Below are 22,420 nucleotides of genomic sequence, written 5' to 3' on the forward strand. Positions count from 1 at the left end.
GGCGGCCGAAGCCAAGCCTGCATCAAGGGCTGGTTGACCCTTGAATTCTTCCATTATCTCTTCGCCTTCGGAAATAATGCCTTCAATTGCATCGCAGGTCTTACCCTGCGGGCGTTTGCCAAGGGCTTCAAAAACCGCCTGCAGCCGTTGCACATGGCCTTCGGTTTCTTCGCGATGCTTTTCAAACGCAGCCCTGAGCTCGGTGGAAGATGCGGCCCTCGCCATTTTCGGCAGGGCTTTCAGGATTTTTCGTTCAGCGTAGTAGATGTCTTTCAGCGTTTCATGAAACAGCGTTTCCAGGGTCTTGTCAGCCACGGCGATATCTCCTCTTTTTCAATTACCGCAAGTTGCAGTCCCCTTAAGAGGCATCCAGCGCTAAGGTTCCCTCCACCTATGCCGCGGGAGGTCAACGTCCGCTTTCGGACACATGAGGTATAACCGGGAACCTGTTTTTGCCGATCCAAGTTAGCCATGTACGGGGGCGGAAACGAACCATAGGAGAAACAAAATGCCAAATGAACGCAATCAACAGGGTGATACGTCCAATCGCGGCTTTGCGTCGATGGATGAAGACAAGCAGCGTGAGATCGCTAGCGAAGGCGGTCGTCAGTCCGGTGGTAATTTCAAGAATGACCCGCAACGCGCAGCCGAAGCTGGGCGCCAAGGTGGACAGCAGTCGGGTGGTGGCCAGTCTGGCCGTCAGCAATCCGCAGAGAACGATGAAAACCGCCAACAATCTGACGATAATACGGGCGGACGCCAGGGAGGCGGCAATTTTGCCGACGACCCTGAACGTGCACGCGAAGCCGGCCGCAAGGGTGGACAGAGCTGAAGAAGCTTTTCTTTTATATGAAGCGGCCGGGATATTCCCGGCCGCTTTCATTATTGGTCAACAGCACTGTTATTAAATCGATCGTGAAGACGGGGGCTAGTTTGATTTAGGGCATTCGTCGCAGGGAGCCCTGTTGAATATGTGCCCCTGCTTCAAGCACAGCGCTAGCGGCCGTCATGTCCGAGCCTTCCTTCAGTCGCTATATTTCCTGTCTCTTCCGGACAAAGGCGGAACATCTATGATTTTTAGCACGTTTATACGCTGCTGACGGAGCATCCAGGTCGGCTGGGCCCTTGGCTCACTGCCATCCGAGGCCTCGGGCTCAAGACTTGGCGGTGAGCGCAAGCTCACCGCCCCTTTGCTAAAGTATATTCTAAATCGCGTCAGCGTTTAAGCAAAACTCACAAAACGCTAACTCGGCTTCGGAATTCCTGCCATGTCCATTGCGGGTTTCCTACAGCCGATGCCCCTGTATCAAGCCGAGGGATTCGGACTTGCAGCCTCCGTATTGTCGGAGCCCATTTCCATGTCCGACAGTCATTCCGGACAAAGGCGGGAGATCACCAATTTTTGGTACGTTTGTGCGCTGCTGACAGGACCATCCAGGTCAGTTGATCCCTTGGCTCAATGTCGCCGCGGCCTTGGGCTCACACTTGGCGGTGGGCGTAAGCTCACCGCCCTTTTGGGGCAAACAGTTTTCCAATAAGCAAAGCAAAAAAAACTTTGGCCGACCTCCAGGATTCGGAGTAACACATTGTGCTGGTATCCGACACCGGGTAGGGACTTGGCTGAAAGTATTCTTCCAAGGCGCAATGAGGGCAAGTCTCCGCTGGTGGGAACTTTCCAATCCACTGACGTTCGATCGTCAGCAGGGGTCGACCGGACCAAACGGGTAGGCAGCCGATCTTGGGCTAGAAGTTGCGTTGGAAGCGAATGATGCCGCCAAGTGCGTCATCCTCGCCAAAGCCGAATAGTCAGAAGATACGTTCGAGCTACTTCGCGCAGATTCCACAATCATATCATCAGTCGGCCCATCCAAAGTGTCTCCGCTCAGCCATACCCGGTGGTCCATCGTACCAAGGGCGAGGTGGACATTCGTCATTCGCCAATCGTCATCAATGCGACGAGCACGGGCCCCCACGCAGTGAGAAGAATATTACCAATGGCATAGGGCACCGTATAACCGAGCGCAGGAATACTACTCCGAGATTCATCTTGTATCGCCCGGAGGGCGGCCGTGATAGTTCCGGCACCGGCACATGCACCAAGAACAATAAGGGGATTCATCTTGAGCATATAGCGGCCAAAAAGAATCGCTATCGTATGCGGCAGCAACGCCGATACCAGCCCCACCACCACAAGACTCAAACCGGTTTGTTGGAGCCCAGAGAAGAAGCTTGGCCCGGCGTTGATGCCAACCACACCGATAAAAATGCACAGACCGACAGTGTCGAAGATCCAGATCGCCGGTTCCGGGATTCGGCCAAAAAATGGGTGTACAGAGCGAAGCCAGCCAAAAACCAGCCCCATGATCAGCGCACCTCCGCTTGCAGTCAGAGTTAACGGGATACCGCCAACGGTTACCGACAAGAGGCCAACAAGGCCCCCAAGCACGATGCCTGTCCCAACAAAAACCATGTCCGTCGCCATAGTTGGGCGGTCTGGATAGCCTAATTCCATTGCGGCCCTCTCAACCTCCGGCTTAGTGCCGATCAGACTGAGCACGTCTCCACCATCGATGGTCGTCTTTGCAGTAACGGGCATCTCCTGTCCGGCCCGTGTAAGCTTCCGCAGAAACACGCTCCGAGTAAATTCGAGCTGCGCCAGTTCTCCAAGTGTTCTCCCAACCGCGATCCCTCGCGTAACCACGACATCCAGCACTTCGACCGGTAGGTCGAGCAGAGGCTTGTCGTCTACTTCCGGGCCGACAATCTTCCCGCTGTTCACGTGTATTTCCTGCCGAGCGAGTACGGCGACGACGTCACCTTCGCGGATGACCGAATTGGGAAGCGCCTCCATGATGCCTCCGTGGTGTCGGATTCTTGCGATGAACACGCGCGAGCCTTGCGGCAAGGCTTCAAGTTCTGCCACCGTCTTGTTCACGAGTTTTGGATTGGTGACACGGTAAGCACGTAGATCGAACAGTCTTGCTCCCGAGGTCACGCCAAGTTCCAGTTGCGCGGAGCCTGCCAATGCGGTGCCTTGCATACGCATCCCTTCGTCGCGCAGGTTAACTCCCATCAGTTTGGGTCCGATTGTAGGGAGAAACCATACAAGGCTGGCGGTTCCGATGAGGTATGTGACTGCGTAAGCCACTGGAATATTGTTCAGCAGGCTAATTCTTTCCGCTTCGGGAATAGCCAGGCGCTGAATAGCCTCCCCGGCCGTGCCAATAACCGTCGATTCTGAAAATGCTCCTGCAAGCAGTCCGGCGGCCGTTCCGACGTCGTACCCAAGCAGCGTCGCAAAACCGAATGCAGTGAGCAAGCATGCAACGCATAAGACCAAGGTAAGCGCCACCTGTGGAATTGCGTCCTGTTTGAGCCCGCGGAAAAACTGCGGTCCGACCTTGTAGCCGGTTGTAAACAGAAAAAGATCAAAGAAGATGATCTTCACAATCGGTGGAATCTTGATATCGAGCTGTCCAATCAACACCCCCGCCAAAAGCGTCCCCACCACGATTCCGAGGCTGAAACTTCCGAGCTTTACCCGTCCAATCAAAAAGCCAATGGCCAGCGCAAGGAAGATTGCCAGTTCAGGATTGTCGCGCAATGCTTGTACAAAAAAAGCCATCCCCTACTCCTGCCCATTGTCAAGCTCAAGGAGTCAACGACCAACCCCGGATCGAACCCGCCGTGGGCAAGCAGACGCACCCATAGGCGCTTATCTTAGTGCCTCAGTTTGGTAGAGATGACCTCCGGCTTTAGCAGTTTGAGACCGCGCGCTTTCTCGTAGCCGTGAATCTCCTTCACATCGAGTTTGCGCATGAACTCAATTGTCTCCTCTGTGATCACTTGACCCGGCACCATGATTGGGAAGCCGGGTGGATAAGGAATTACGAAGTTGGCGGACACCATTTCCGGCCCCTCGCGAAGGCGACGATTACATTCATCTCCATGCAAAGGAATGTATTCACAGCCCGTGGCATCATAAGCACCGTAGAAAGCTGTGCGCATATCCCCCTCCGGTGTGGCACGCCCCGCGTCTTGTCGAAACGCTTCATGGAAATGACTGAAATTCGGTAGGTCAGGCACGTCCGTCATTAGCGACTTGACGCGAGCGGCCAGCGCGTTTCTTTCGCCATCGCCGCCGCGGGCAAGGCGTGTCTCGATCCCGTTAGAAATCTCCAGGAGCACGCGAACGAGCTGCGCCACATCGCTCCGTGTATTGTTGATATTGGATTGGAGCAGAACCGAATTGCGCGACGTTTTATTGAGCTGAATGTCGTAGACATTGGCCAGCAACGCCTTGAACTCGGTTCCATCGAAACCTGCCGTTCCACAGACAAGCGTCATACGCGTAGGATCGAGGCAGAATTCGTCGTCGTGCATGCTGCGCACCTGGCTGGCCCAGGTTGTGTCCGGCGCCAGAAAATCCACAAACCCACTCTCCCGGTACTGCACGGGGATCATGCCGTCAGCACCAAGCATATGGAAGTATTTCGAGATTATCGGATGTGAATTGACCGCACGCCGGATAGCAAGCGAGATCTCGATGGCGTTGAGCACGAGGCCGTAGCCTTCCAATTCCATTTGCCGCCGCGCTACGTCGAGACTGCCGATTAGTTGCTGGTTGGGGCTTGTCGAAGCATGCGTAAAGATTGCTTCGTGAAACTGCGACTCAACTGTGTAGAAGTCGACGTCTTTCACGAGAACCATCGAGCCCTGGCGCAGCGCTGACATGGATTTGTGCGTCGAGTTGGTCTGGTAAACGCGAATACGAACGTTCCGCGGGTCCGGGAGCAACCGCGTCGTTAGCAGTTCGTCGACGGTGGGGTCAGACCCAAGTTCCTGCTGTTGTTTTTCGTAGGCCTCAACCGCGGCCGAACCGTGACTCCATGTTTCAATTGCGGCAGCGGCGCCCATTGCGGTGCGAGGACGCAATACCGGTGAGAACCGCGCGAAGCCGAACCACGCCTCATCCCAGAGGAATACGAGGTCCGGTTTAATGGCGAGGCACTCCTCCATGACCCGACGCGTGTTGTAGATGTGGCCGTCAAAGGTGCAATTCGTGAGGTCCACCATTTTGACACGGTCAAGTCTGCCTTCGGCCTTCAGATCCAGGAGTGCCTTTTTTATGCTCCTGAGGGGTACCGCACCATACATCGAGTATTCTGTCATCGGGAATGCATCAACGTAGAGCGGTTGCCCGCCGGCAAGTACAAGCCCATAGTGGTGGGACTTGTGGCAGTTTCGGTCGAGAATGACGATGTCGCCGGGCGCGACTATCGCCTGGTGGACCATCTTGTTCGACGTGCTTGTGCCGTTGGTTACGAAAAAGGCATGGTCCGCGCCAAAAGCCCGCGCGGCCATTTCCTGAGCGCGCTTGATATTGCCTGTCGGCTCCAACAGGCTATCAAGTCCGCCCGTTGTGGCACTGCTTTCCGCAAGGAAAAGGTTGATACCATAAAACTCCCCCATATCGCGGATCCAGTCAGACTTGAAAACTGACTTTCCTCGAGCGAGCGGAAGCGCATGGAATGTACTTATCGGGCGCCGCGCATATTTCTTGAGGTTGTCGAAGAACGGCGTCTCGAAGCGGTCTTGAATCCCCTCAAGCACCGACAGGTGGAGTTCCAACGGTTCTTCGATCGCATAGAGAACGCGACGGATGGATGCCGACCGCGCATCGCCCGCCAAATTTTCTACCTGGCGGTCAGACAGAAGATAAATGTCGAGGTCTGGTCGCAGACGTTTCAACGAGTTTGCCAAGAGCAACGCCAGATCAGCATCCTCCGCTCGCGCCCCATCCAGTCCGAGGCCGGACAGCACGCTGCGCAACACCGGCGCCGAATGTCGCGAAGCGTAGTTAAAGCCCTCGAAGATCGTAACCGCGGCAATATCCGGATTGATGATCGCAGCGCAGATCGCATCTTCGAAGCTGTCTACCGGGACAATTTCGTAAATAAACGCGTCCTCGGGACGTCGCAGGTTGCGCAACTGCGCGATTTGATCGGCAGCTTGCGTTGTGGCACCCGGCGCAACAATCAGCATTTCGAAGTAGGGGCGCTTTGCGTCACCGTGTCTGAGCGTGGGCGGGAGGACATCAGCCGGCGTATCGACGACTTCCTCGGTCGTTCGCCACTCGGCAGGATCGTACTTGAAGTCACGCGTGACAATCGCGGCCGAAACGCGTCGCACCAAATCAGTAAAGCCAACAGCATCGCCTCCCCGCAGCCTGTCGCTTAGCCTCGCCATGAGCGCAGAGCCTGGGAATGCGTGAAACCCTTCAATGGGGCCTAACTCTGCAAAGGCAGCTTCGGCCGCGTTCTGATCGGCTCGCCCGACCGACCATGCGCGCGCTGCGGCAACAACATCGCGCCACCGGTCTGCGCGTTCCGCGGGCATCGAGAAGAAGTGGTCTATCCGCTGCTCAAGCATCTTGGCCGGTTTCGGCATCGCGGTATCTCCCCTGCCTATGGTGACTAGTTCATTCGTCTGGGCGAGCGAGTGGGCTGACGTCAGGCAGAGGAGCGGTTCTCTTCAGCCGCTTCACTATGCCTCCGTCGAGCGGGCGCTTTGCCCGTTTCATGCACTTAGAGTGTAGACCGATGTGAACGCGAATACGTGTAGCATCATGTAATATACGGCGCCCACTTACAGACCAGGCCAGCAAAGCCGTACGTTTCCCGGGATCGTCAGGCCCGCTTTTCGGAGAGAGTTGAGACGGTATCGAAAGCGGACCGCGACGAGATAAGGCAGTGAGGGAAGTGCCCAGACAGTTATGCAGCCCCGATAGCGCGCGAAGCCCGCTTCAACCAGCTCGGGACCGAAGTATGGGTTCTGTAAACCCGACCAAGATAAGCCTAGGTGTAAGTACAGGCCTGGACACCGACCGGAGGTTATTGTGAGAGGCGAGCTACGTCGCTTCGAAAAATAACACCGTAGGGGTGCGCCAGCGCCGTAGCCATCGAACCAGCGATGTCGTCTTGAAGTTCAAACAGGTTATGCGGGGGGATATCTTCTCGTAGCTCGTCGAAAGAATGGAACCATCGGCAGGATCGACGAGACGTGTGCTTAGCCGAAGCTTCTCGCCTTCAATACGGACAGCTGCCTCGAGCACAACGGTTGGGTATGAATCGGCGATCGTGCCGGATACAACGACGATTTCCTTGAATTTCGTGAGTGAATATGAGGTCCTGATCCGCTGCAGACGATCCGTGCCATTGTAGACGAGGCGCTGGAAGTTCAATCGCCTGATTTCGAGGTGATGTATTCGGCGATTAGCCGCCCGTCGATTCCGCCGGAGAAACTGCTGCGTGCCCTGTTGTTGCGGGCCTTTTACGATCCGCTCTGAGCGTCAGCTCATGGAGCAGGTGGACTACAATGTGTTGTTCCGATGGTTCGTCGGCTTAGCGCCTCTTGGCGGGCGGACGTCGCCGCCAAGTTCCTAGTCGCCTTGCTGAGCCAGCTGCGGGTTAAGGCTCTCTTGTTGTCGGACGAACTCTTCTCGGTGGTCGGCACCTTGATCAAAGCCTGGGCGAGCATGAAGAGAGCGTCAAGCGCAAGGACGACACTGATGGTGGCGACCCTGACGACATGGCTCTGGCGCTGAAGCGAAACTGCCGCCAAAGGCCGCCGGCTCGGGGTTGCGGCCTGCTAGGCGCGATCTATGATATTCTCGGCAGGCTCACCAGGAGGACCTCCTCAAACAGAAATAAAGGTGTATTGACCGACGCCTCAGACTTGAACAGTATCGAAACTATGAGACTAAAATTCCTTCGATCGAAGACTGCCGTATGCAATATGGAAATCTAGATATGATGGTTAATTTTCAATCGGAAAAGCAAAGCCAGCCTTCACTCGATCCATGACGACCATGGTCTTGAAGCCCTTGATATCGTGGTTCTCATAGAAGAACCGCCGCGTGAAAGCCTCGTAGTCCTCCATATCCTTGGCCGTGATCACCAGGATGAAGTCTGCGTCGCCCGTCACATAGTAGCCGATCATGACTTCCTTGGTCATACGGATCGCTGTCTTGAACCGGTCCACGATATCCGCCCGTTCGCGCTCCAGGGAGACAAGCACTATCATGGTGATGCCGCGCCCGACGGCCTTCGGCGACACGATCGCCACGTCCGCCTCGATCACGCCCTCTTCACGCAGCCGTTTCAGTCGTCGCTGACAAGCGGTCGGCGACAGGTTGGCGATCTGCGCCAACTCTTCCGACGTCATGCGGTTGTTTTTCTGCACTGCATCAAGCAGTACCCTGTCAGCTCTATCAAGCTCACCCATGCAGAACTCCGGCGAAAGCAAATCGATAATCGCATATTTTCTGCATCAAAAAAGAAGTCAACGCAGAAATGCGATGCCAAGACGCGAGTACACTTCCTATGAAGACAATCCGGAGCAACTATGAACCGTACCGCCGCTGCTGCCTTGACCAATCTATCACGACCTGATCTGATCGAACGTCGGGCCTTTCTGGATGGCACCTGGGCCGCGCGCGCGAGGACGCTGGACGTCGTCGATCCTGCGACGGGAGAACACCTCGTTGATGTCGCGGCTTGCTCGCTTGAAGATGCCGATGACGCCGTCGGTGCGGCGGGAAAGGCATTTCTCGACTGGAGGGACAGACCTCCCGTTGAACGGGGCCAGGTCCTTCGGGCCTGGGGCAAGCTGATGCGTGACAACGCACGGGATCTTGCAGTCATCATGACGGCCGAACAGGGCAAGCCTTTGGCGGAGTCGCTTGGCGAGATCTCCTACGCTGCCAATTTCCTCGACTGGTTTGCCGCCGAGGGCGAGCGCGCCTATGGGGAAACAATTCCGAGCCATCTGCCCGCCAGCCGGCTTTCGGTTCACATGCAGCCGCTGGGCGTGACCGTCGCCATCACGCCCTGGAACTTTCCCTCGGCGATGATCACCCGCAAGGCGGGCGCAGCCTTGGCCGCCGGCTGCGCGATGATCGTCAAACCCGCTCCGGAAACCCCCCTCTCGGCGCTCGCCCTGGCGAAGCTGGCCGACGAGGCCGGCATGCCCGCCGGCGTATTCCAGGTTCTGACCGGCGAAGCCGAGCCGCTTGCACGCCGGCTTCTGGAACATACGCAGGTGCGCGCTTTTTCCTTCACCGGTTCGACAGAAGTCGGGCGCATCCTGCTGGCGCAATCGGCTGCTACCGTCAAGAAAGCCTCCTTGGAGCTCGGCGGGCACGCCCCCTTCATCCTGTTCGACGATGTCGACCTCGCTCAGGCCGTCGAAGGCTGTATCGCTGCCAAATTCGCAACCTCGGGCCAGGATTGCCTCGCCGCCAACCGGATTTACGTTCAACGCGGGATCTATGATCGTTTCGTCGAGGCCTTCGCCGAAGCGACCTCTAAACTCCATGTCGGGCACGGTCTTGAAGACGGGACCGATATCGGCCCGATGACGCGGAGGTCGGTGGCGGAAAAATGCCGCAAGCAGATCGCGCAGGCGCTTTCTGCCGGCGCGCGCCTTGTCTGCGGCGCGCAGGAGAGCCCGCTTGGCGCCAATTTCGTCACACCGACCGTGCTGGCCGATGTGACCGACGACATGACGATTGCTCGCGAGGAAACTTTCGGACCGGTCGCCGCGATACTCCCGTTCGACGACGAGCGGGACGTGGTCGCGCGCGCGAATGCCACCGAAATGGGGCTGGCGGCCTATGTCTACACGAACGATCTCGGCCGCGCGATGCGCATTAGCGACCGGCTCGAATACGGCATGGTGGCGGTCAACACCGCAAAATTCACCGGCGCGCCCATCCCCTTCGGTGGTTGGAAGCAATCCGGACTCGGTCGCGAAGGCTCGCGCCACGGCCTCTCCGAATATCTCGAATCAAAATATGTTTGCTTCGGCAACCTCTCTGCCTGAAAGGAACCTGTCATGGCCATAGACGTCACTCGGATTGCCGAGATGGACCGCAATTCGGTTCTGCATCCCTTCACGAAACTCAATGACTTCGCCAGCGGCAAGATGGGCGATCCGACGATCGTCGAGACCGGCAAGGGCATCCGCATAGAGGACGCGCTTGGCAATCAGCTGATCGACGGCTTTGCCGGCCTCTATTGTGTTAATGTCGGCTATGGGCGCTCCGAGGTCGCCGAGGCAATTTCGCGCCAGGCCTATCGTCTCGCCTACTACCATTCCTACGCCGCGCACACGACGGATGAGTTGGCAATCCTTTCCGATCGCCTCGTGAAGATGGTGCCGGGCAAGATGAGCAAGGTCTTCTATGGCATGTCCGGTTCCGATGCCAATGAGACCCAGGCAAAGCTCGTCTGGTACTACAGCAACCTTCGCGGCCAGCCGAACAAGAAGAAGATCATTTCCCGCGAACGCGGCTATCACGGCTGCAGCGTCGTCTCGGGATCCATGACCGGCATGAGCTTCTACCATGACCACATGGATCTGCCGCGTGCGGGCATCCTCCATACTGGCGCTCCGCATCATTATTGGGGAGCGGAGGCCGGCGAGACGGAGCTCGAGTTTTCCAAGCGCCGTGCCGAAGAACTCGAGGCCCTGATCCTGCGAGAAGACCCTGAGACCATCGGGGCCTTCATCGCCGAGCCCGTGCTCGGCACCGGGGGCATCACGCCGCCGCCGCAGGGATATTGGGAAGAAGTGCAAAAAATCCTCAGGAAATACGACATCCTGCTGATCGCCGATGAAGTCATTACCGGCTTCGGGCGAACCGGTTCCATGTTCGGCTCGCAGCACTACGGCATCGAACCGGACCTGATCACCGTCGCCAAGGGCCTTACTTCAGCCTATTTCCCGCTCTCGGCCGCCATCGTCGGCGAGAAGGTGTACAAGGTCATGGAGGAAGGAGCAGATCGCGTCGGAACCTTCTCCCACGGATACACCTATTCCGGCCATCCGATCGGTGCTGCGGCAGCAAATGCCGTTCTCGACATCGTCGAGAAAGAAGACCTGCCGGGCAATGCGCGGGCGGTCGGCACCTACTTCCAAGAGCAGTTGAAGGCGAGGTTCGCCCAGCTTCCCATCGTCGGCGAAGTGCGCGGAGTGGGCTTGATGGGTGCGATCGAATTCGTCGCGGATCGCGATAAGAAGACGCGTTTCGCGCCGGCTCTCGCTGTCGGCGCACGCGTCTCCAAGGCGGCTCGCAATCGTGGCCTGATTGCTCGCGCCATGCCGCATGGCGACATCCTGGGTTTTGCGCCGCCGCTCGTCACCACAAAAGCCGAAGTCGACGAAATCGTCGCCATTGCAGAATCTGCCGTCCGATCCGTCATGGATGAACTGGCACAAGCTGGCGAAAAAATCTGATCCCGGCATGTGCCGGGCTGGACTCGCTCTCCCGGCACATATTCGGAGCCCAAAAGCCCGGCAATTGCGCTTATCTTCAAGGCAATTGCCGCCGCGTCGTGCAAAACGCTTCATCTTTATGGATGAAGCGTGCATAATGTCATGAAATTATAGCTCTAATAACGAGACAATTTCATGCGCCGCCAAGCCAATCCGCTTGCCACCGACTCGAGCCCTGCGACGAGGCCGGTGGTGTGGCGACCAAGCCTCGCCAAACAGAAGGGCGAGACTAAGCACGCGGCACTGACCGAACGCATCATCGCCGATATTGATGGCGGCCTTCTCAAGCCGATGGACCGGATGCCCACACATCGCGACCTGGCGCGCGATCTCGGCCTTTCCGTGCAGACCGTCAGCCTTTCCTACAAGGAGGCCGAACGGCTCGGCTATCTGAGCGGCGAGATCGGCCGCGGCACCTTCGTGAAGGCGCGCGTGACTGATCGTGCCGGTCGAATGATGCTGGATCATAGCTCCAACGAAGTCCTCGACCTGTCCATCATTCGCGGTGTCTATCTCGATGAGCATGAAACCGCATCGCGAGAAATCTTTCGCGAGATGGCTGAAGGGAATGTCGCCGATTTCATGCGTCCCTGCCGCCCGATCGCAGGTCTCGACCGCCATCGCGAGACCGCACGGATCTGGCTGCGCACGCTGGGCGTCTCCGCCGATGCCGGACGCATCCTCGTGACCAACGGTGCGGCCCACGGCATATTTCTCGCGCTTACCTGCATCATTCGTTCCGGCGATGTGGTTCTTTGCGAAAATCTCACCGATCACGGCATTATCGGCCTCTCCAACATACTCGGCTTCAGCCTGAAGGGCCTGCCCACCGACGAAGAAGGTATCCTGCCCGACGCTCTTGAAGCCGCGTGCGCATCAGGTGGCGTTCGAGCGCTCGTCTGGATTCCGACGCTCAACAATCCCACCGGTCATGTCGCAGGCGCCGCCCGACGACATGAAATCGCCACGATCGCAAAGCGTCACGGTATCTTTGTCATAGAGGATGAGGTCTATCGGGCGATGATCGACGAGGATTTGCCCTCGATCGCCGAAATGCTGCCCGATCTCGGCTTCTTCGTCACGAGTTTCACCAAGACCGTGCTGACCGGGTTGCGTGTTGGCTATCTTGTCGTGCCCCCCGCCTATTCCATTCGTGCGGCCTCCATCTTGCGCGTATCGAGCTGGAGCGGCACCTATCTTACCGCCGAAATCGCCACACGTTGGATCGAAAACGGTACGCTCCAGCGGCTTATCGGTATCCAGCGCGGCGAAATCCGAACCCGCCAGGGAATCGCGACAGACATTCTGGGCGATCACATCGCTTCCAGCCATCCGCTGTCGCCTTGCGCCTGGCTGAAAGTGCCGAAGCACTGGGCGGAAGACGGACTGGTGCGTTCGCTCGCCAACCAGAATGTCGCCGTAACGCCATCCGAGCCCTTCGTCGCCGGCCCCGGCCATGGCGGCGGCATCCGCATCTGCATCGGCGGCCGCATGAGCCATTCGAGCCTCTCCAAGGCGCTAACGACGGTGCGCCAGGCGTTCGAGCAATTGCCGCCCGTCTACGATATAGGTTCGATCGGCTGAGGCTGTCCGCCACAATCATTGAATCATGACAATATAATAATTGACATGATTTTACTTCGCTCCCAACATGACAATCATGACGAGCGCCAACCTGCCCAGAACTCCCGACCAAGCGATGCTGCCGGTTACGCCGACGGATATCGAGCAGGCTGCGGCGCGCATTGCCGGTCGGTTGGAGCCTACGCCCCTAGCGCACTCCGGCGCACTGTCTGAATGCACCCACCAGTCTGTCTATCTCAAGCTCGAAACGCGCCAGCCGATCGGGGCCTTCAAGCTGCGTGGCGCAATGAACGCCATCCTGTCGCTCGATGATGCCGAGCGGAAACGTGGCCTTGTCACCGCCTCAACGGGCAATCATGGCCGTGCCGTAGCCTATGCCGCTCGGGAACTCGGCTTGTCGGCCACTATCTGCATGTCGTCGCTCGTTCCCGCGAACAAGATCGAGGCTATCCGCGCACTCGGCGCCGACATCCGTATCGTCGGCGTCTCGCAGGACGATGCGCAGGAGGAAGTCGAGCGCCTGGTTCGAACCCTTGGCCTCGTTTCAATCCCGCCATTCGACCATGTCGATGTAGTGGCCGGTCAAGGGACGATCGGCCTGGAAATCGTCAAGGACCTGCCCGACCTCGCAACCGTGCTCGTTCCTCTCTCCGGCGGCGGCCTGGTCGGCGGCATAGCCGTAGCCGTCAAAGCCGCGAAACCACAGGTACAGGTTATCGCTATCTCCATGGAGCGCGGCGCGGCCATGTATGCGGCAATCGCGGCCGGCAAACCGGTCGGGGTCCGCGAAGAAGAGACGCTGGCGGATTCCCTCGGCGGCGGCATCGGCCTCACAAACACCATCACCTTCCCGCTCTGCCGCGACCTGCTCGATGACATCGTGCTGCTGACGGAAGCCGAGATCGCCGCTGGCGTTCGCCACATGGCACGAGAGGAATACGAAGTCGTGGAGGGTGCCGGAGCGGTCGGCGTCGCTGCGATCCTCGCCGGGAAGATCAAACTTTCGGGACCCACCGTCATCATCGTATCGGGTGGCAATATCGATCCGGACACCCATCGGCAAATCGTCGAGGGGACCGCAGCATGAGCCGGATGAGCATCCTCATGGAAAGAGATCTTCGCGCGGCTGTCAGGCTCGACATTTCTGCGGTCGACTGTATCGAGCAGGCCTTTGCCGCGCTCGCCACCAAGGCAATCGCGATGCCGCCGATCCTGCGTCTGGAGATTCCGGAATTCCGTGGCGAGGTAGACGTCAAGACGGCCTATGTGCCCGGTTTCGACAGCTTTGCGATCAAGATCAGCCCCGGCTTCTTCGACAATCCCAGGCTTGGTCTGCCGAGCCTCAATGGTCTGATGATCCTCTTCAGCGTGAGAACGGGACTGGTCGAAGCCCTTCTTCTCGACAATGGCTATCTGACGGACATTCGAACGGCTGCGGCCGGAGCGGTCGCCGCACGGCATCTATCGCGTGAGGACGCTGCCGTCGCCACGATCTTCGGAGCGGGCATGCAGGCGCAACTGCAACTTCAGGCGCTGATGCTGGTGCGGCAAATCAGGTCGGCACGCATCTGGGCGCGCGATCACGCGAAAGCGCTAACGCTCGCGGCCGAATTTTCCCACGCCCACGGCATCGACGTCGTCGCCATTGCCGATCCGCATGAAGCCGTACGAGGCGCGGACATCGTCGTCACCACGACGCCGGCGGAAAAGCCGATCCTGATGGCCGACTGGCTGGAGCCCGGGCAGCATCTGACCGCGATGGGATCGGACGCCGAACATAAGAACGAGATCGATCCGGCCGTCTTCTCCTGCGCCACCTATATCGCCGACCGCATCACGCAGACGCGCATTCTCGGCGAATTGCATCATGCGATCAACGCAGGCGCGGCACAGCCCGACCAGCCCTTTTCCGAACTCGGCGCCGTCATAGCAGGCAAGGCACAAGGCAGGACCGGTGCGAATGACATCACCTTCGCCGACCTTACTGGCACCGGTGTGCAGGACACCGCCATTGCCAATCTGGCCGTCACCCGCGCGAAAGATGCTGGAAGCGGTCAGGTCATCGAAAACCATATCAACACGGGAGATGCAGTGTGAGCGTGACACTGAGCTTTACGCGCGAGGAATATGCCGAGCGCCTGTCCAAAACCCGTCATGCCGCAGAAAAGGCCGGAATCGATCTTCTGATCGTCACGGACCCGTCCAACATGCACTGGCTTACCGGATATGACGGCTGGTCCTTCTACGTGCATCAATGCGTGCTGGTCCCGCCGATGGGCGAGCCGATCTGGTACGGCCGCATGCAGGATGCCAATGGCGCGAAGCGCACCGCCTATCTGAACCACGCCAATATCATCGGTTACCCCGATCACTACGTGCAGTCGACCGAGCGTCATCCGATGGATCTCCTGTCGCAGATCATCGACGAGCGCAAATGGTCGGGTCTCACGGTCGGCGTCGAGATGGACAACTATTATTTCTCGGCTGCGGCTTTCGCATCGCTGCAAAAGCATTTGCCGAATGCCCGCTTCAAGGATGCTGCGGGCCTCGTCAACTGGCAGCGCGCCGTCAAGAGCCCGACCGAAATCAACTACATGCGCAAGGCGGGCAAGATCGTCGAGCTGATGCACAAGCGCATTGTCGATGTCGTCGAGCCCGGCATGCGCAAATGCGATCTCGTCGCCGAAATCTACGATGCCGGCATTCGCGGCACATCCGAATTCGGGGGCGACTACCCGGCAATCGTACCGCTTCTGCCCTCCGGGGCCGACGCTTCGGCCCCCCACCTGACCTGGGACGATAAGCCGATGCAGTCGGGCGAAGGCACGTTCTTCGAGATCGCCGGCGCGTACAAACGCTATCATTGCCCGTTGTCGCGAACCGTATTCCTGGGAAAGCCTACACAGGCCTTTCTAGACGCGGAGAAGGCGACGCTCGAAGGCATGGAAGCAGGCCTTTCCGCCGCAAGACCGGGCAATACCTGCGAAGACATCGCTAACGCTTTCTTTGCCGTCCTGAAGAAATACGGGATCATCAAGGACAACCGCACCGGCTATCCGATCGGTCTGTCCTATCCGCCGGATTGGGGCGAGCGCACGATGAGCTTGCGCCCGGGCGACCGTACGGAACTGAAGCCCGGCATGACCTTCCATTTCATGACAGGCCTCTGGCTGGAAGACATGGGACTGGAAATCACCGAGAGCATCGCGATCACGGAAACAGGTGTCGAATGCCTGTCGAACGTGCCGCGCCAGCTCTTCGTGAAGGGCTGAGACCGTGCTGATGAGCGTGTCCCGCCCTTCGCCCATTGCTCCGACCGTCGATTTCGACGCCAAGGGGGTGCAGCACGGTCATCTGCGGCTGCCCTACAGCCGCGATGACAGCGCCTGGGGTTCGGTAATGATTCCGATCTGCGTGATTGCCAACGAGGAAGGCCCGACTGCGCTGCTAACCGGTGCCAATCATGGCGACGAATATGAAGGACCGGCTGCCTTGTTGGAACTGGCACAGACACTCGATCCGTCGCAGGTGAGCGGGCGCGTGATCATCGTCCCGGCGCTCAACTATCCGGCTTTCCGCGCCGGTACGCGCACCTCGCCGATCGATCGCGGCAACCTCAACCGGAGCTTTCCGGGCCGTCCGGACGGCACGGTGACGGAGAAGATCGCCGACTACGTGACGCGCCATCTCATTCCGCTGGCCGATATCGTGCTCGACTTCCATTCGGGTGGAAAGACGCTCGACTTCCTGCCCTATGCTGCGGCTCACGAGCTGCCGGACAAGGACCAGGAAGCCCGCTGCTTCGAAGCGGTTGCCGCCTTCTCGGCGCCCTTCTCGATGAAGATGCTGGAGATCGACGCGGTTGGAATGCTGGATACGACGGTCGAGGAAATGGGCAAGACTTTCGTCACGACCGAGCTTGGCGGGGCCGGCACGGCAACCGCCCGCTCCATAGAGATCGCACGCAAGGGCAGCCTTAACCTCCTGCGCCACGCCGGCATCCTGAAAGGCGAGCCGGATGTCCGTCCGACCCGTTGGCTGGATATGCGGTCGGACGATTGCTTCACTTTCGCGCAGGACGACGGATTGATCGCGTTTGTCCGTGATCTCGGTGATCCGGTCAGATCCGGCGAGACCGTTGCCCACGTCTACCCGCTGGGCCGGACCGGCATCGCGCCTGTCGAATACCGCGCCGTCATGGATGGCGTTCTTGCAGCACGCCATGTGCCCGGCCTCATCAAGGTCGGCGACTGCCTTTCCGTCATCGCGACGATCGCGGAGGACATCTGACCGGAACAATCGGTGCGAGATCCGAAAACGGACCGCCGAAACTTTAACCAGAGGAGAATGACGAATGACTATGACGAAAATCGCGGCGCTTGGCGCCATTGCACTGTCCATCGGCGTTACGACCGCCAGCGCCCTCACCGTTGAGGAAGCCAAGTCGCAGGGCTATATTCGCGCTGCAACGGCGAACGAAGTGCCCTATTCCTACATGCAGCCGGACGGAACATCGGCCGGCATCGGTCCCGACGTCGCCAATGCGGTCCTCAAGTCCATGGGCATCGAGGAAGTCAACTGGACCGTAACGCCCTTCGGAACACTCATTCCCGGTCTTAAGGCCCGTCGCTTCGACTTTGCGGCCGCAGAGCAGAACATATCGCCAGAGCGCTGCAAGCAGGTCGCCTTCACCGAGCCGAACTCGTCGTACGGCGAAGGACTGCTGGTCAAGAAGGGCAATCCCAAGGGCCTGACCACCTATGCGGATATCGCAAAGGATCCGTCACTGAAGGTCGCCGTCGTTTCGGGTGCCAACAATGTCGACTTCCTGCGCGCCGTCGGCGTCAAGGACGAGCAGATCGTCTTCATTCCGGCCAACGCGGATGCGATTCCGACAGTGCAAAGCCGGACCGATGCCTATGCGGCGACCGAGCTGACAGTTTCGGAACTCGCCAAAGGCCAGGCCAATGTCGAGCAGGTCGCTCCCTTCAAGGATCCGATCGTCAAGGGAGCACCGGTTCGCAATTACGGCGGCTTTGCCTTCCGCCCGGAAGACAAGGAACTGCGTGACGCCTTCAATACTGCCCTGGTCGCCTTCCGCGAGACAGACGATTATAAGAAAATCCTCGGCAAATACGGCCTTTCGGAACAAAGCATCGCCGCAACCGCGCAAAAGAACGTCGCCGACCTTTGCGCCGGGAAGTAAGGCAGAAGGCGCTCGGTCGAGAGTCGGGCGCCATTCGCAATAACCGGGAGACTTCCAGATGGACTGGACAGCCTACCTGCCGATGCTGTGGCAAGGTGCCGTCGTTACTATGACAATTACGCTGGCCGCTATTGCCATCGGCGTCCTGCTTGCTTTTGTCTTCGGCATTCTGCGTGTCGAAGGCGGGCCGATCCTGTCGGCGATAGCGCTCTGCTATACGGAGGTGTTTCGCGGCACTTCCCTGTTCGTCCAACTGTTCTGGTTCTATTATGCGCTGCCGCTGGTCGGCCTGAGCTTCGATCCCATCACCACAGGCATTCTGGTCCTGGCTGCCCATGCCGGCGGCTACGGCGCGGAAATCGTACGCGGCGCGCTTTCGGCCGTTTCCACGCAGCAGCTTGAGGCCGCTCGTGCACTGAATTTCGGTCGCTTTCAGACGCTGTTTCGCATCTCCCTGCCCCAAGCGGTTGTCGAGATGATGCCGGCTTTTGGCAATCTCGCCATCGAAACGCTGAAGCTTTCGTCGCTGTTGTCGCTGATATCGATCGCCGATCTCACCTTCGCGGCCCAGTCGATCCGCAACATCACGCTGGATAGCGCCAGTATCTATTCGATCACGCTCGTCTGCTACTTCGGCATGTCGCTCTTGCTGATGGTCGCTATCCGCATCATCGAGCATTTCGTGCGGCGCGGCGACGTCTTCCCCCGCACCCGCCATTCGTGAGGACCTTACCATTATGATGTACGGCTACGAATGGGACACAACGAACTGGATCACTTATACAACCTCGATCCTGCCCATCATCCTTATCGGTTTGACAGTCACGTTACAGGCGGCGGCGGCGGGCTTTGCAATTGCGCTGGCGCTTGGCCTGGTGTTTGCGCTGTTGCGCCGCAGCCGCATCAAGGTGATCTCCTGGACGACCGCTTTCATCGTCGAGTTCCTGCGGGACACGCCGCTGCTGGTGCAGCTGTTCTTCCTTTATTACGTTCTGCCTGATTTCGGCGTCGTGCTGCCCGCCTTCCTCACCGGCGCGCTGGCGCTCGGCCTGCAATACGCTGCTTATACCTCTGAGGTTTATCGAGGCGGCATAGAGGCGGTGGACCATGGCCAATGGGAAGCGGCAACCGCCCTCAATCTGACGCGGATGCAGACCTATCGCGATGTGATCATTCCTCAGGCAATACCGCGAATCGTGCCTGCCATGGGCAATTATCTCGTTGCCATGATCAAGGAAACGCCCGTCCTTTCCGTGGTCACAGTTCTAGAAATGATGGGGCTCGCCAACATGATCGGTGAACGCACTTTTGAATATCTCGTGCCCCTGACGCTTATCGGCCTGATCTTCCTTGTCCTGACGTTGATCTGCTCAGCTGGCCTCCACCGCCTGCAGAAAGCCCTTCCAAAAGCGGGAATACCCTTGCGATGACCAATAATAATGATCAGCCCATCATCGAATTTTCCGACGTCACCAAGCGCTTCGGTATTCTGACTGTGCTCGACAATTTCAATTTCAGCGTCGCGAAGGGAGAAAAAGTAACACTGATCGGCCCGTCCGGCTCCGGCAAGTCGACCGTTCTGCGCGTGCTGATGACGCTCGAGCCGTTCCAGGAAGGCAGGCTGACACTTGCCGGCACGCCTTACCACGAGCCGGGCGGCAAAGGCCGGTTCCAGGCCTCGGAAAAACACCTGCGCCAGATCCGCAATCACGTCGGCATGGTCTTCCAGAGCTTCAATCTTTTTCCTCATATGACCGTCCTGCGCAACATTGTCGAAGCGCCGGTTCGAGTCTTGGGGATGGCGCGGGCGGAAGCGGAAGCGCGTGCAATTGAACTGCTACAGATGGTGGGGCTTGCGGAGAAGAAAGACCACTATCCGGTGCAGCTTTCCGGCGGGCAGCAACAGCGCGTGGCTATTGCCCGTGCGCTTGCGATGCGCCCGCAGGTTCTACTTTTCGATGAACCGACGTCAGCGCTTGACCCGCAATTGGTTGGGGAAGTCCTCTCCGTCATTCGCAGCCTGGCGCACGAGCACGACTTGACCATGCTGCTCGTCACACATGAAATGCGCTTCGCCCGGGAAGTATCCGACCGCGTATGTTTTTTCGACAAGGGAAGCATCTGCGAACAGGGAACGCCGGAGGAGATATTCGGCGCGCCGAAAGAGGCGCGCACGCGTGAGTTTCTGTCTTCGGTTCTGGGATAATCCCAGTTGTAGCCTTTTAGAGAAACCTACGGTCTTGAAGGGAATCGAACCGACGACCCCGTGATTGACTAGCTTCTATTGGCACTAAATTTTCCAGTCCAAGCAACTACTTGCTATCCGGATGGCGCCGTTGAAACCAACAGATGACTCGATGCGGTAATGCCATTTCCAACGGCGGCAACGGGCGGCCACAGCAGACTGGCACTAATCCCCTTGCTGCAATCCATTCATCTCAAATGCTTCAGTATAAATGACCGATTTGGGGGCGAATCCTGCTAGTCTACTTTCAGAGTATGGCCCGACAGGATTTGGCCTTATGTAAGGACTGGGCCCAGTGCACTTCGGCCGCGCCATCCTTTTCGGCGCCCGGTTTGTCTTGCACATAGATCGTCAAAGTGCCGTCGGCGTTCTCCTTTAGCCCCTTGTTCTTTGTGCGGAGCGAGATGCGGTTTGGTTGGTTCCAAGCGAAGAAGTGCTGCTCATTGTGCAGGGTCGGCGACAAGAAGCTTGTACCGGCGGCGTCTGCCCCACCGCGAACGTCTTTTGTAGGCGTTGTCGCCAATCAGGCGTTCTCCGCTGCTGTCGAAATCCACACGGAATTACATCGTCTCGTTCGGCACGTTGCAGAACATGTAACCCTTCGCCGTCGCGTTCCGCTGGAAATTGTCAAACCGGCTTTGGTGCATGGAACATTTCGGACAAGGATCTCAAGCTGCCGTTTGGCCATGGTCGACGTCCAACGGCCGGATGTCGGTTGTGCACCAAGGCTCGCCCCAAGGATTCCTAGGGATGTTCATATCGACCTATAAGTGGAGTTCAACCTCCTGACGCGGGCGAACGATACTATCAGTTGGCAGAAGTGCGCAGATAAGACCAATTGCTGGCTGCGTAGCGGCTACTTCCACGTGCAATGGCGAACACCCGCCATGCGAAGACCCCCTTAAGACTATTTGAGAAAGTCACGTTCAGGCTCGAAACTTCGACGAAGCCGGAATAAATCTCCCTTGAACCAGATGGCACAAGTGCACGCAGCTCCACAAAGAAGCGCACTCCCTCGGGTCCCTGGCGCGCCGTCCACACGAGTTCAACATTATCTGCACCGGAGCCAATCAGCCCGCCATCCGCAGGCGCGACGAGCACAGGAGCCGAAAGCGTCTCGGCCTTTGCGCCGCTAGGGCGAATGGCGGTCAGTCGTGCGCGGGCGGCCGGGAGATCGGATGCTTTGAACCACGCACGGGCGAGATCATCGTTTTGCGGAACGCCCTGTCCTGCTTCGTAAAGCTGGCCGAGATTATATGCCGCTCTTCGAATGCCGTGAGAGGCCGCACGCGCGTACCATGTTGCGGCTTGCGCCACATCCCGGGACACGCCGCGGCCGCTGTCAAGCATGATGGCTACATTGAATTGTGCTTCAGGCAAGCCGGCTTCTGCAGCACGGCGGTATATGTCGAAGGCGAGCCGAGCATCCGCCGGCCCGCCCTTCAAGTCTTGCCGCAGCGCCTCACGAAATAAAGCACTCGAATCCTCGGCGCGTACCCACGTCGCCGACTGTGCAAACGCAAGCAGTAGCGTGGCCACTGCCGAAAAACGGCGCACGGCGTTAGCGCCAAGTGATCTCGACACGACGGTTTTCAGCGTCGGCAATACCCTCTTCGGTCGGAACGGCCAGATCCGTTTCGCCTTTCGCCAAGACCTGGAACCGGTCGACCGGAAGTCCGCGATCGACCAAAGCTTTCAGCACGGCCGTAGCCCTGCGCTGAGAAAGCGAGAGATTCGTCGAAGGTGATCCGACCCGATCGGCACCGCCCGTAACGATCATGACTTGTGGTTTGCCCGCGTTGAAGGCGCGAGACGCTTGATCAAGGACTTCTCTTCCATCGGGAGGAATCGTGCTGCTGCCGCTATCGAAATGGATGACCAATGGGGCCGGTCCACCACTTACTGGTTTCGAGCTTTCCGGCGTCGCGGGTGAAGGCGGATTTGTTTGCGCGAAAGCGGATGTGCTTCCCAACAGCGCAATAAAGGCAAGATGGCGAACAATGCAACTGAGGCTCATGTCAGGCTCCTGTGTTTTATGCGACATT

20 protein-coding genes and 1 pseudogene are annotated in these 22,420 nt (G+C 58.4%); 13 read left to right on the forward strand and 8 right to left on the reverse strand.

Annotated features, from left to right (window positions below; genetic code table 11):
- Positions 1 to 315, reverse strand: a 315-nt coding sequence (locus tag GF108_RS17635; RefSeq protein WP_370462218.1) for a ferritin-like domain-containing protein, incomplete at its 3' end; no start/stop codon positions are given.
- Between the two features lie 193 nt (positions 316 to 508).
- Between GF108_RS17635 and GF108_RS22775 the strand changes: the two genes are divergently transcribed.
- Entirely contained in the window at positions 509 to 832 is a 324-nt protein-coding gene (locus GF108_RS22775; protein WP_113282302.1) for a KGG domain-containing protein, read from the forward strand.
- Between the two features lie 1,098 nt (positions 833 to 1,930).
- Here GF108_RS22775 and aspT read toward each other — a convergent pair.
- The 3 genes from aspT to GF108_RS17655 all read right to left on the reverse strand — a co-directional run bounded on the left by aspT (position 1,931) and on the right by GF108_RS17655 (position 7,243).
- Positions 1,931 to 3,625, reverse strand: coding sequence for an aspartate-alanine antiporter (gene aspT, locus GF108_RS17645; protein WP_113281202.1), 1,695 nt, complete (start codon positions 3,623 to 3,625; stop codon positions 1,931 to 1,933).
- A 95-nt stretch (positions 3,626 to 3,720) separates the two neighbouring features.
- Positions 3,721 to 6,450, reverse strand: coding sequence for a decarboxylase (locus GF108_RS17650; RefSeq protein ID WP_153669555.1), 2,730 nt, complete (start codon positions 6,448 to 6,450; stop codon positions 3,721 to 3,723).
- A gap of 460 nt (positions 6,451 to 6,910) precedes the next feature.
- The gene (locus GF108_RS17655; RefSeq protein WP_153669557.1) at positions 6,911 to 7,243 is read right to left on the reverse strand and encodes a hypothetical protein; all 333 of its coding nucleotides are present in this window, start codon (positions 7,241 to 7,243) and stop codon (positions 6,911 to 6,913) included.
- Between GF108_RS17655 and GF108_RS22510 the strand changes: the two are divergent.
- Positions 7,199 to 7,543: pseudogene (locus GF108_RS22510) on the forward strand (transposase); the annotation flags it as partial. The gene GF108_RS17655 and the pseudogene GF108_RS22510 sit on opposite strands and share 45 nt — an antisense overlap.
- A 275-nt stretch (positions 7,544 to 7,818) precedes the next feature.
- On the opposite strand, the gene GF108_RS17665 reads toward GF108_RS22510, so the two are convergent.
- Entirely contained in the window at positions 7,819 to 8,286 is a 468-nt protein-coding gene (locus GF108_RS17665) for an Lrp/AsnC family transcriptional regulator (RefSeq protein WP_027232334.1), read from the reverse strand.
- Positions 8,287 to 8,406: 120 nt separating this feature from the next.
- On the opposite strand from GF108_RS17665, the gene GF108_RS17670 reads away from it, so the two are divergent.
- The 11 genes from GF108_RS17670 (at position 8,407) to ehuA (ending at position 20,336) form a co-directional block, all read left to right on the forward strand.
- Positions 8,407 to 9,885, forward strand: a complete 1,479-nt coding sequence (locus GF108_RS17670) for an NAD-dependent succinate-semialdehyde dehydrogenase (RefSeq protein WP_153669559.1) — start codon at positions 8,407 to 8,409, stop codon at positions 9,883 to 9,885.
- 12 nt (positions 9,886 to 9,897) lie between these two features.
- Positions 9,898 to 11,301: an aspartate aminotransferase family protein gene (locus tag GF108_RS17675; protein WP_153669561.1), complete on the forward strand. Its 1,404-nt coding sequence runs from the start codon at positions 9,898 to 9,900 to the stop codon at positions 11,299 to 11,301.
- A 174-nt stretch (positions 11,302 to 11,475) separates the two neighbouring features.
- Positions 11,476 to 12,924, forward strand: coding sequence for a PLP-dependent aminotransferase family protein (locus GF108_RS17680; protein ID WP_153669563.1), 1,449 nt, complete (start codon positions 11,476 to 11,478; stop codon positions 12,922 to 12,924).
- Positions 12,925 to 12,991: 67 nt separating this feature from the next.
- Positions 12,992 to 14,011: a hydroxyectoine utilization dehydratase EutB gene (gene eutB, locus GF108_RS17685; RefSeq protein ID WP_153669565.1), complete on the forward strand. Its 1,020-nt coding sequence runs from the start codon at positions 12,992 to 12,994 to the stop codon at positions 14,009 to 14,011.
- Positions 14,008 to 15,021, forward strand: a complete 1,014-nt coding sequence (gene eutC, locus GF108_RS17690) for an ectoine utilization protein EutC (RefSeq protein WP_153669566.1) — start codon at positions 14,008 to 14,010, stop codon at positions 15,019 to 15,021. The genes eutB and eutC overlap by 4 nt, the downstream gene beginning before the upstream one ends.
- Positions 15,018 to 16,196 (forward strand): ectoine hydrolase DoeA, encoded by a 1,179-nt coding sequence (gene doeA, locus GF108_RS17695; RefSeq protein WP_370462219.1) that lies wholly within the window; start codon positions 15,018 to 15,020, stop codon positions 16,194 to 16,196. The genes eutC and doeA overlap by 4 nt, the downstream gene beginning before the upstream one ends.
- A 10-nt stretch (positions 16,197 to 16,206) precedes the next feature.
- On the forward strand, positions 16,207 to 17,214 hold the full coding sequence (gene doeB / locus GF108_RS17700; protein ID WP_153669568.1) for a N(2)-acetyl-L-2,4-diaminobutanoate deacetylase DoeB: 1,008 nt from the start codon (positions 16,207 to 16,209) through the stop codon (positions 17,212 to 17,214).
- Between the two features lie 64 nt (positions 17,215 to 17,278).
- Positions 17,279 to 18,130 (forward strand): ectoine/hydroxyectoine ABC transporter substrate-binding protein EhuB, encoded by an 852-nt coding sequence (gene ehuB, locus GF108_RS17705; RefSeq protein ID WP_153669570.1) that lies wholly within the window; start codon positions 17,279 to 17,281, stop codon positions 18,128 to 18,130.
- A 58-nt stretch (positions 18,131 to 18,188) separates the two neighbouring features.
- Positions 18,189 to 18,854 (forward strand): ectoine/hydroxyectoine ABC transporter permease subunit EhuC, encoded by a 666-nt coding sequence (ehuC, locus tag GF108_RS17710; protein ID WP_153669572.1) that lies wholly within the window; start codon positions 18,189 to 18,191, stop codon positions 18,852 to 18,854.
- A 13-nt stretch (positions 18,855 to 18,867) separates the two neighbouring features.
- Positions 18,868 to 19,560 carry an ectoine/hydroxyectoine ABC transporter permease subunit EhuD gene (gene ehuD / locus GF108_RS17715; protein ID WP_153669574.1) on the forward strand — a complete coding sequence of 231 codons (693 nt, stop codon included), beginning with the start codon at positions 18,868 to 18,870 and terminating at the stop codon, positions 19,558 to 19,560.
- Entirely contained in the window at positions 19,557 to 20,336 is a 780-nt protein-coding gene (ehuA, locus tag GF108_RS17720) for an ectoine/hydroxyectoine ABC transporter ATP-binding protein EhuA (protein WP_027232345.1), read from the forward strand. Before ehuD ends, ehuA begins: the two co-directional genes overlap by 4 nt.
- A gap of 286 nt (positions 20,337 to 20,622) precedes the next feature.
- On the opposite strand, the gene GF108_RS17725 is transcribed toward ehuA, so the two are convergent.
- From GF108_RS17725 to GF108_RS17735, 3 genes are all read right to left on the reverse strand, one after another.
- Entirely contained in the window at positions 20,623 to 20,898 is a 276-nt protein-coding gene (locus GF108_RS17725; RefSeq protein WP_210386099.1) for a DUF1214 domain-containing protein, read from the reverse strand.
- A 284-nt stretch (positions 20,899 to 21,182) separates the two neighbouring features.
- On the reverse strand, positions 21,183 to 21,980 hold the full coding sequence (locus GF108_RS17730) for a tetratricopeptide repeat protein (RefSeq protein WP_153669575.1): 798 nt from the start codon (positions 21,978 to 21,980) through the stop codon (positions 21,183 to 21,185).
- Positions 21,937 to 22,419: an OmpA family protein gene (locus GF108_RS17735; protein ID WP_153669577.1), complete on the reverse strand. Its 483-nt coding sequence runs from the start codon at positions 22,417 to 22,419 to the stop codon at positions 21,937 to 21,939. Before GF108_RS17735 ends, GF108_RS17730 begins: the two co-directional genes overlap by 44 nt.
- Between the last annotated feature and the right edge of the window lies 1 nt (position 22,420).

Origin of the sequence: Phyllobacterium sp. SYP-B3895 (assembly GCF_009647635.1) — a bacterium.
Taxonomy (GTDB): domain Bacteria; phylum Pseudomonadota; class Alphaproteobacteria; order Rhizobiales; family Rhizobiaceae; genus Phyllobacterium; species Phyllobacterium pellucidum.

What these genes read in the sequence shown, in the direction of transcription:
- GF108_RS22775 (WP_113282302.1), top strand. Translation starts at nt 509, where the DNA reads ATGCCAAATGAACGCAATCAACAGGGTGATACGTCCAATCGCGGCTTT.
- aspT (WP_113281202.1), bottom strand. Translation starts at nt 3,625, where the DNA reads ATGGCTTTTTTTGTACAAGCATTGCGCGACAATCCTGAACTGGCAATC.
- GF108_RS17650 (WP_153669555.1), bottom strand. Translation starts at nt 6,450, where the DNA reads ATGCCGAAACCGGCCAAGATGCTTGAGCAGCGGATAGACCACTTCTTC.
- GF108_RS17665 (WP_027232334.1), bottom strand. Translation starts at nt 8,286, where the DNA reads ATGGGTGAGCTTGATAGAGCTGACAGGGTACTGCTTGATGCAGTGCAG.
- GF108_RS17670 (WP_153669559.1), top strand. Translation starts at nt 8,407, where the DNA reads ATGAACCGTACCGCCGCTGCTGCCTTGACCAATCTATCACGACCTGAT.
- GF108_RS17675 (WP_153669561.1), top strand. Translation starts at nt 9,898, where the DNA reads ATGGCCATAGACGTCACTCGGATTGCCGAGATGGACCGCAATTCGGTT.
- GF108_RS17680 (WP_153669563.1), top strand. Translation starts at nt 11,476, where the DNA reads ATGCGCCGCCAAGCCAATCCGCTTGCCACCGACTCGAGCCCTGCGACG.
- eutB (WP_153669565.1), top strand. Translation starts at nt 12,992, where the DNA reads ATGACAATCATGACGAGCGCCAACCTGCCCAGAACTCCCGACCAAGCG.
- eutC (WP_153669566.1), top strand. Translation starts at nt 14,008, where the DNA reads ATGAGCCGGATGAGCATCCTCATGGAAAGAGATCTTCGCGCGGCTGTC.
- doeB (WP_153669568.1), top strand. Translation starts at nt 16,207, where the DNA reads ATGAGCGTGTCCCGCCCTTCGCCCATTGCTCCGACCGTCGATTTCGAC.
- ehuB (WP_153669570.1), top strand. Translation starts at nt 17,279, where the DNA reads ATGACTATGACGAAAATCGCGGCGCTTGGCGCCATTGCACTGTCCATC.
- ehuC (WP_153669572.1), top strand. Translation starts at nt 18,189, where the DNA reads ATGGACTGGACAGCCTACCTGCCGATGCTGTGGCAAGGTGCCGTCGTT.
- ehuD (WP_153669574.1), top strand. Translation starts at nt 18,868, where the DNA reads ATGATGTACGGCTACGAATGGGACACAACGAACTGGATCACTTATACA.
- ehuA (WP_027232345.1), top strand. Translation starts at nt 19,557, where the DNA reads ATGACCAATAATAATGATCAGCCCATCATCGAATTTTCCGACGTCACC.
- GF108_RS17735 (WP_153669577.1), bottom strand. Translation starts at nt 22,419, where the DNA reads ATGTCGCATAAAACACAGGAGCCTGACATGAGCCTCAGTTGCATTGTT.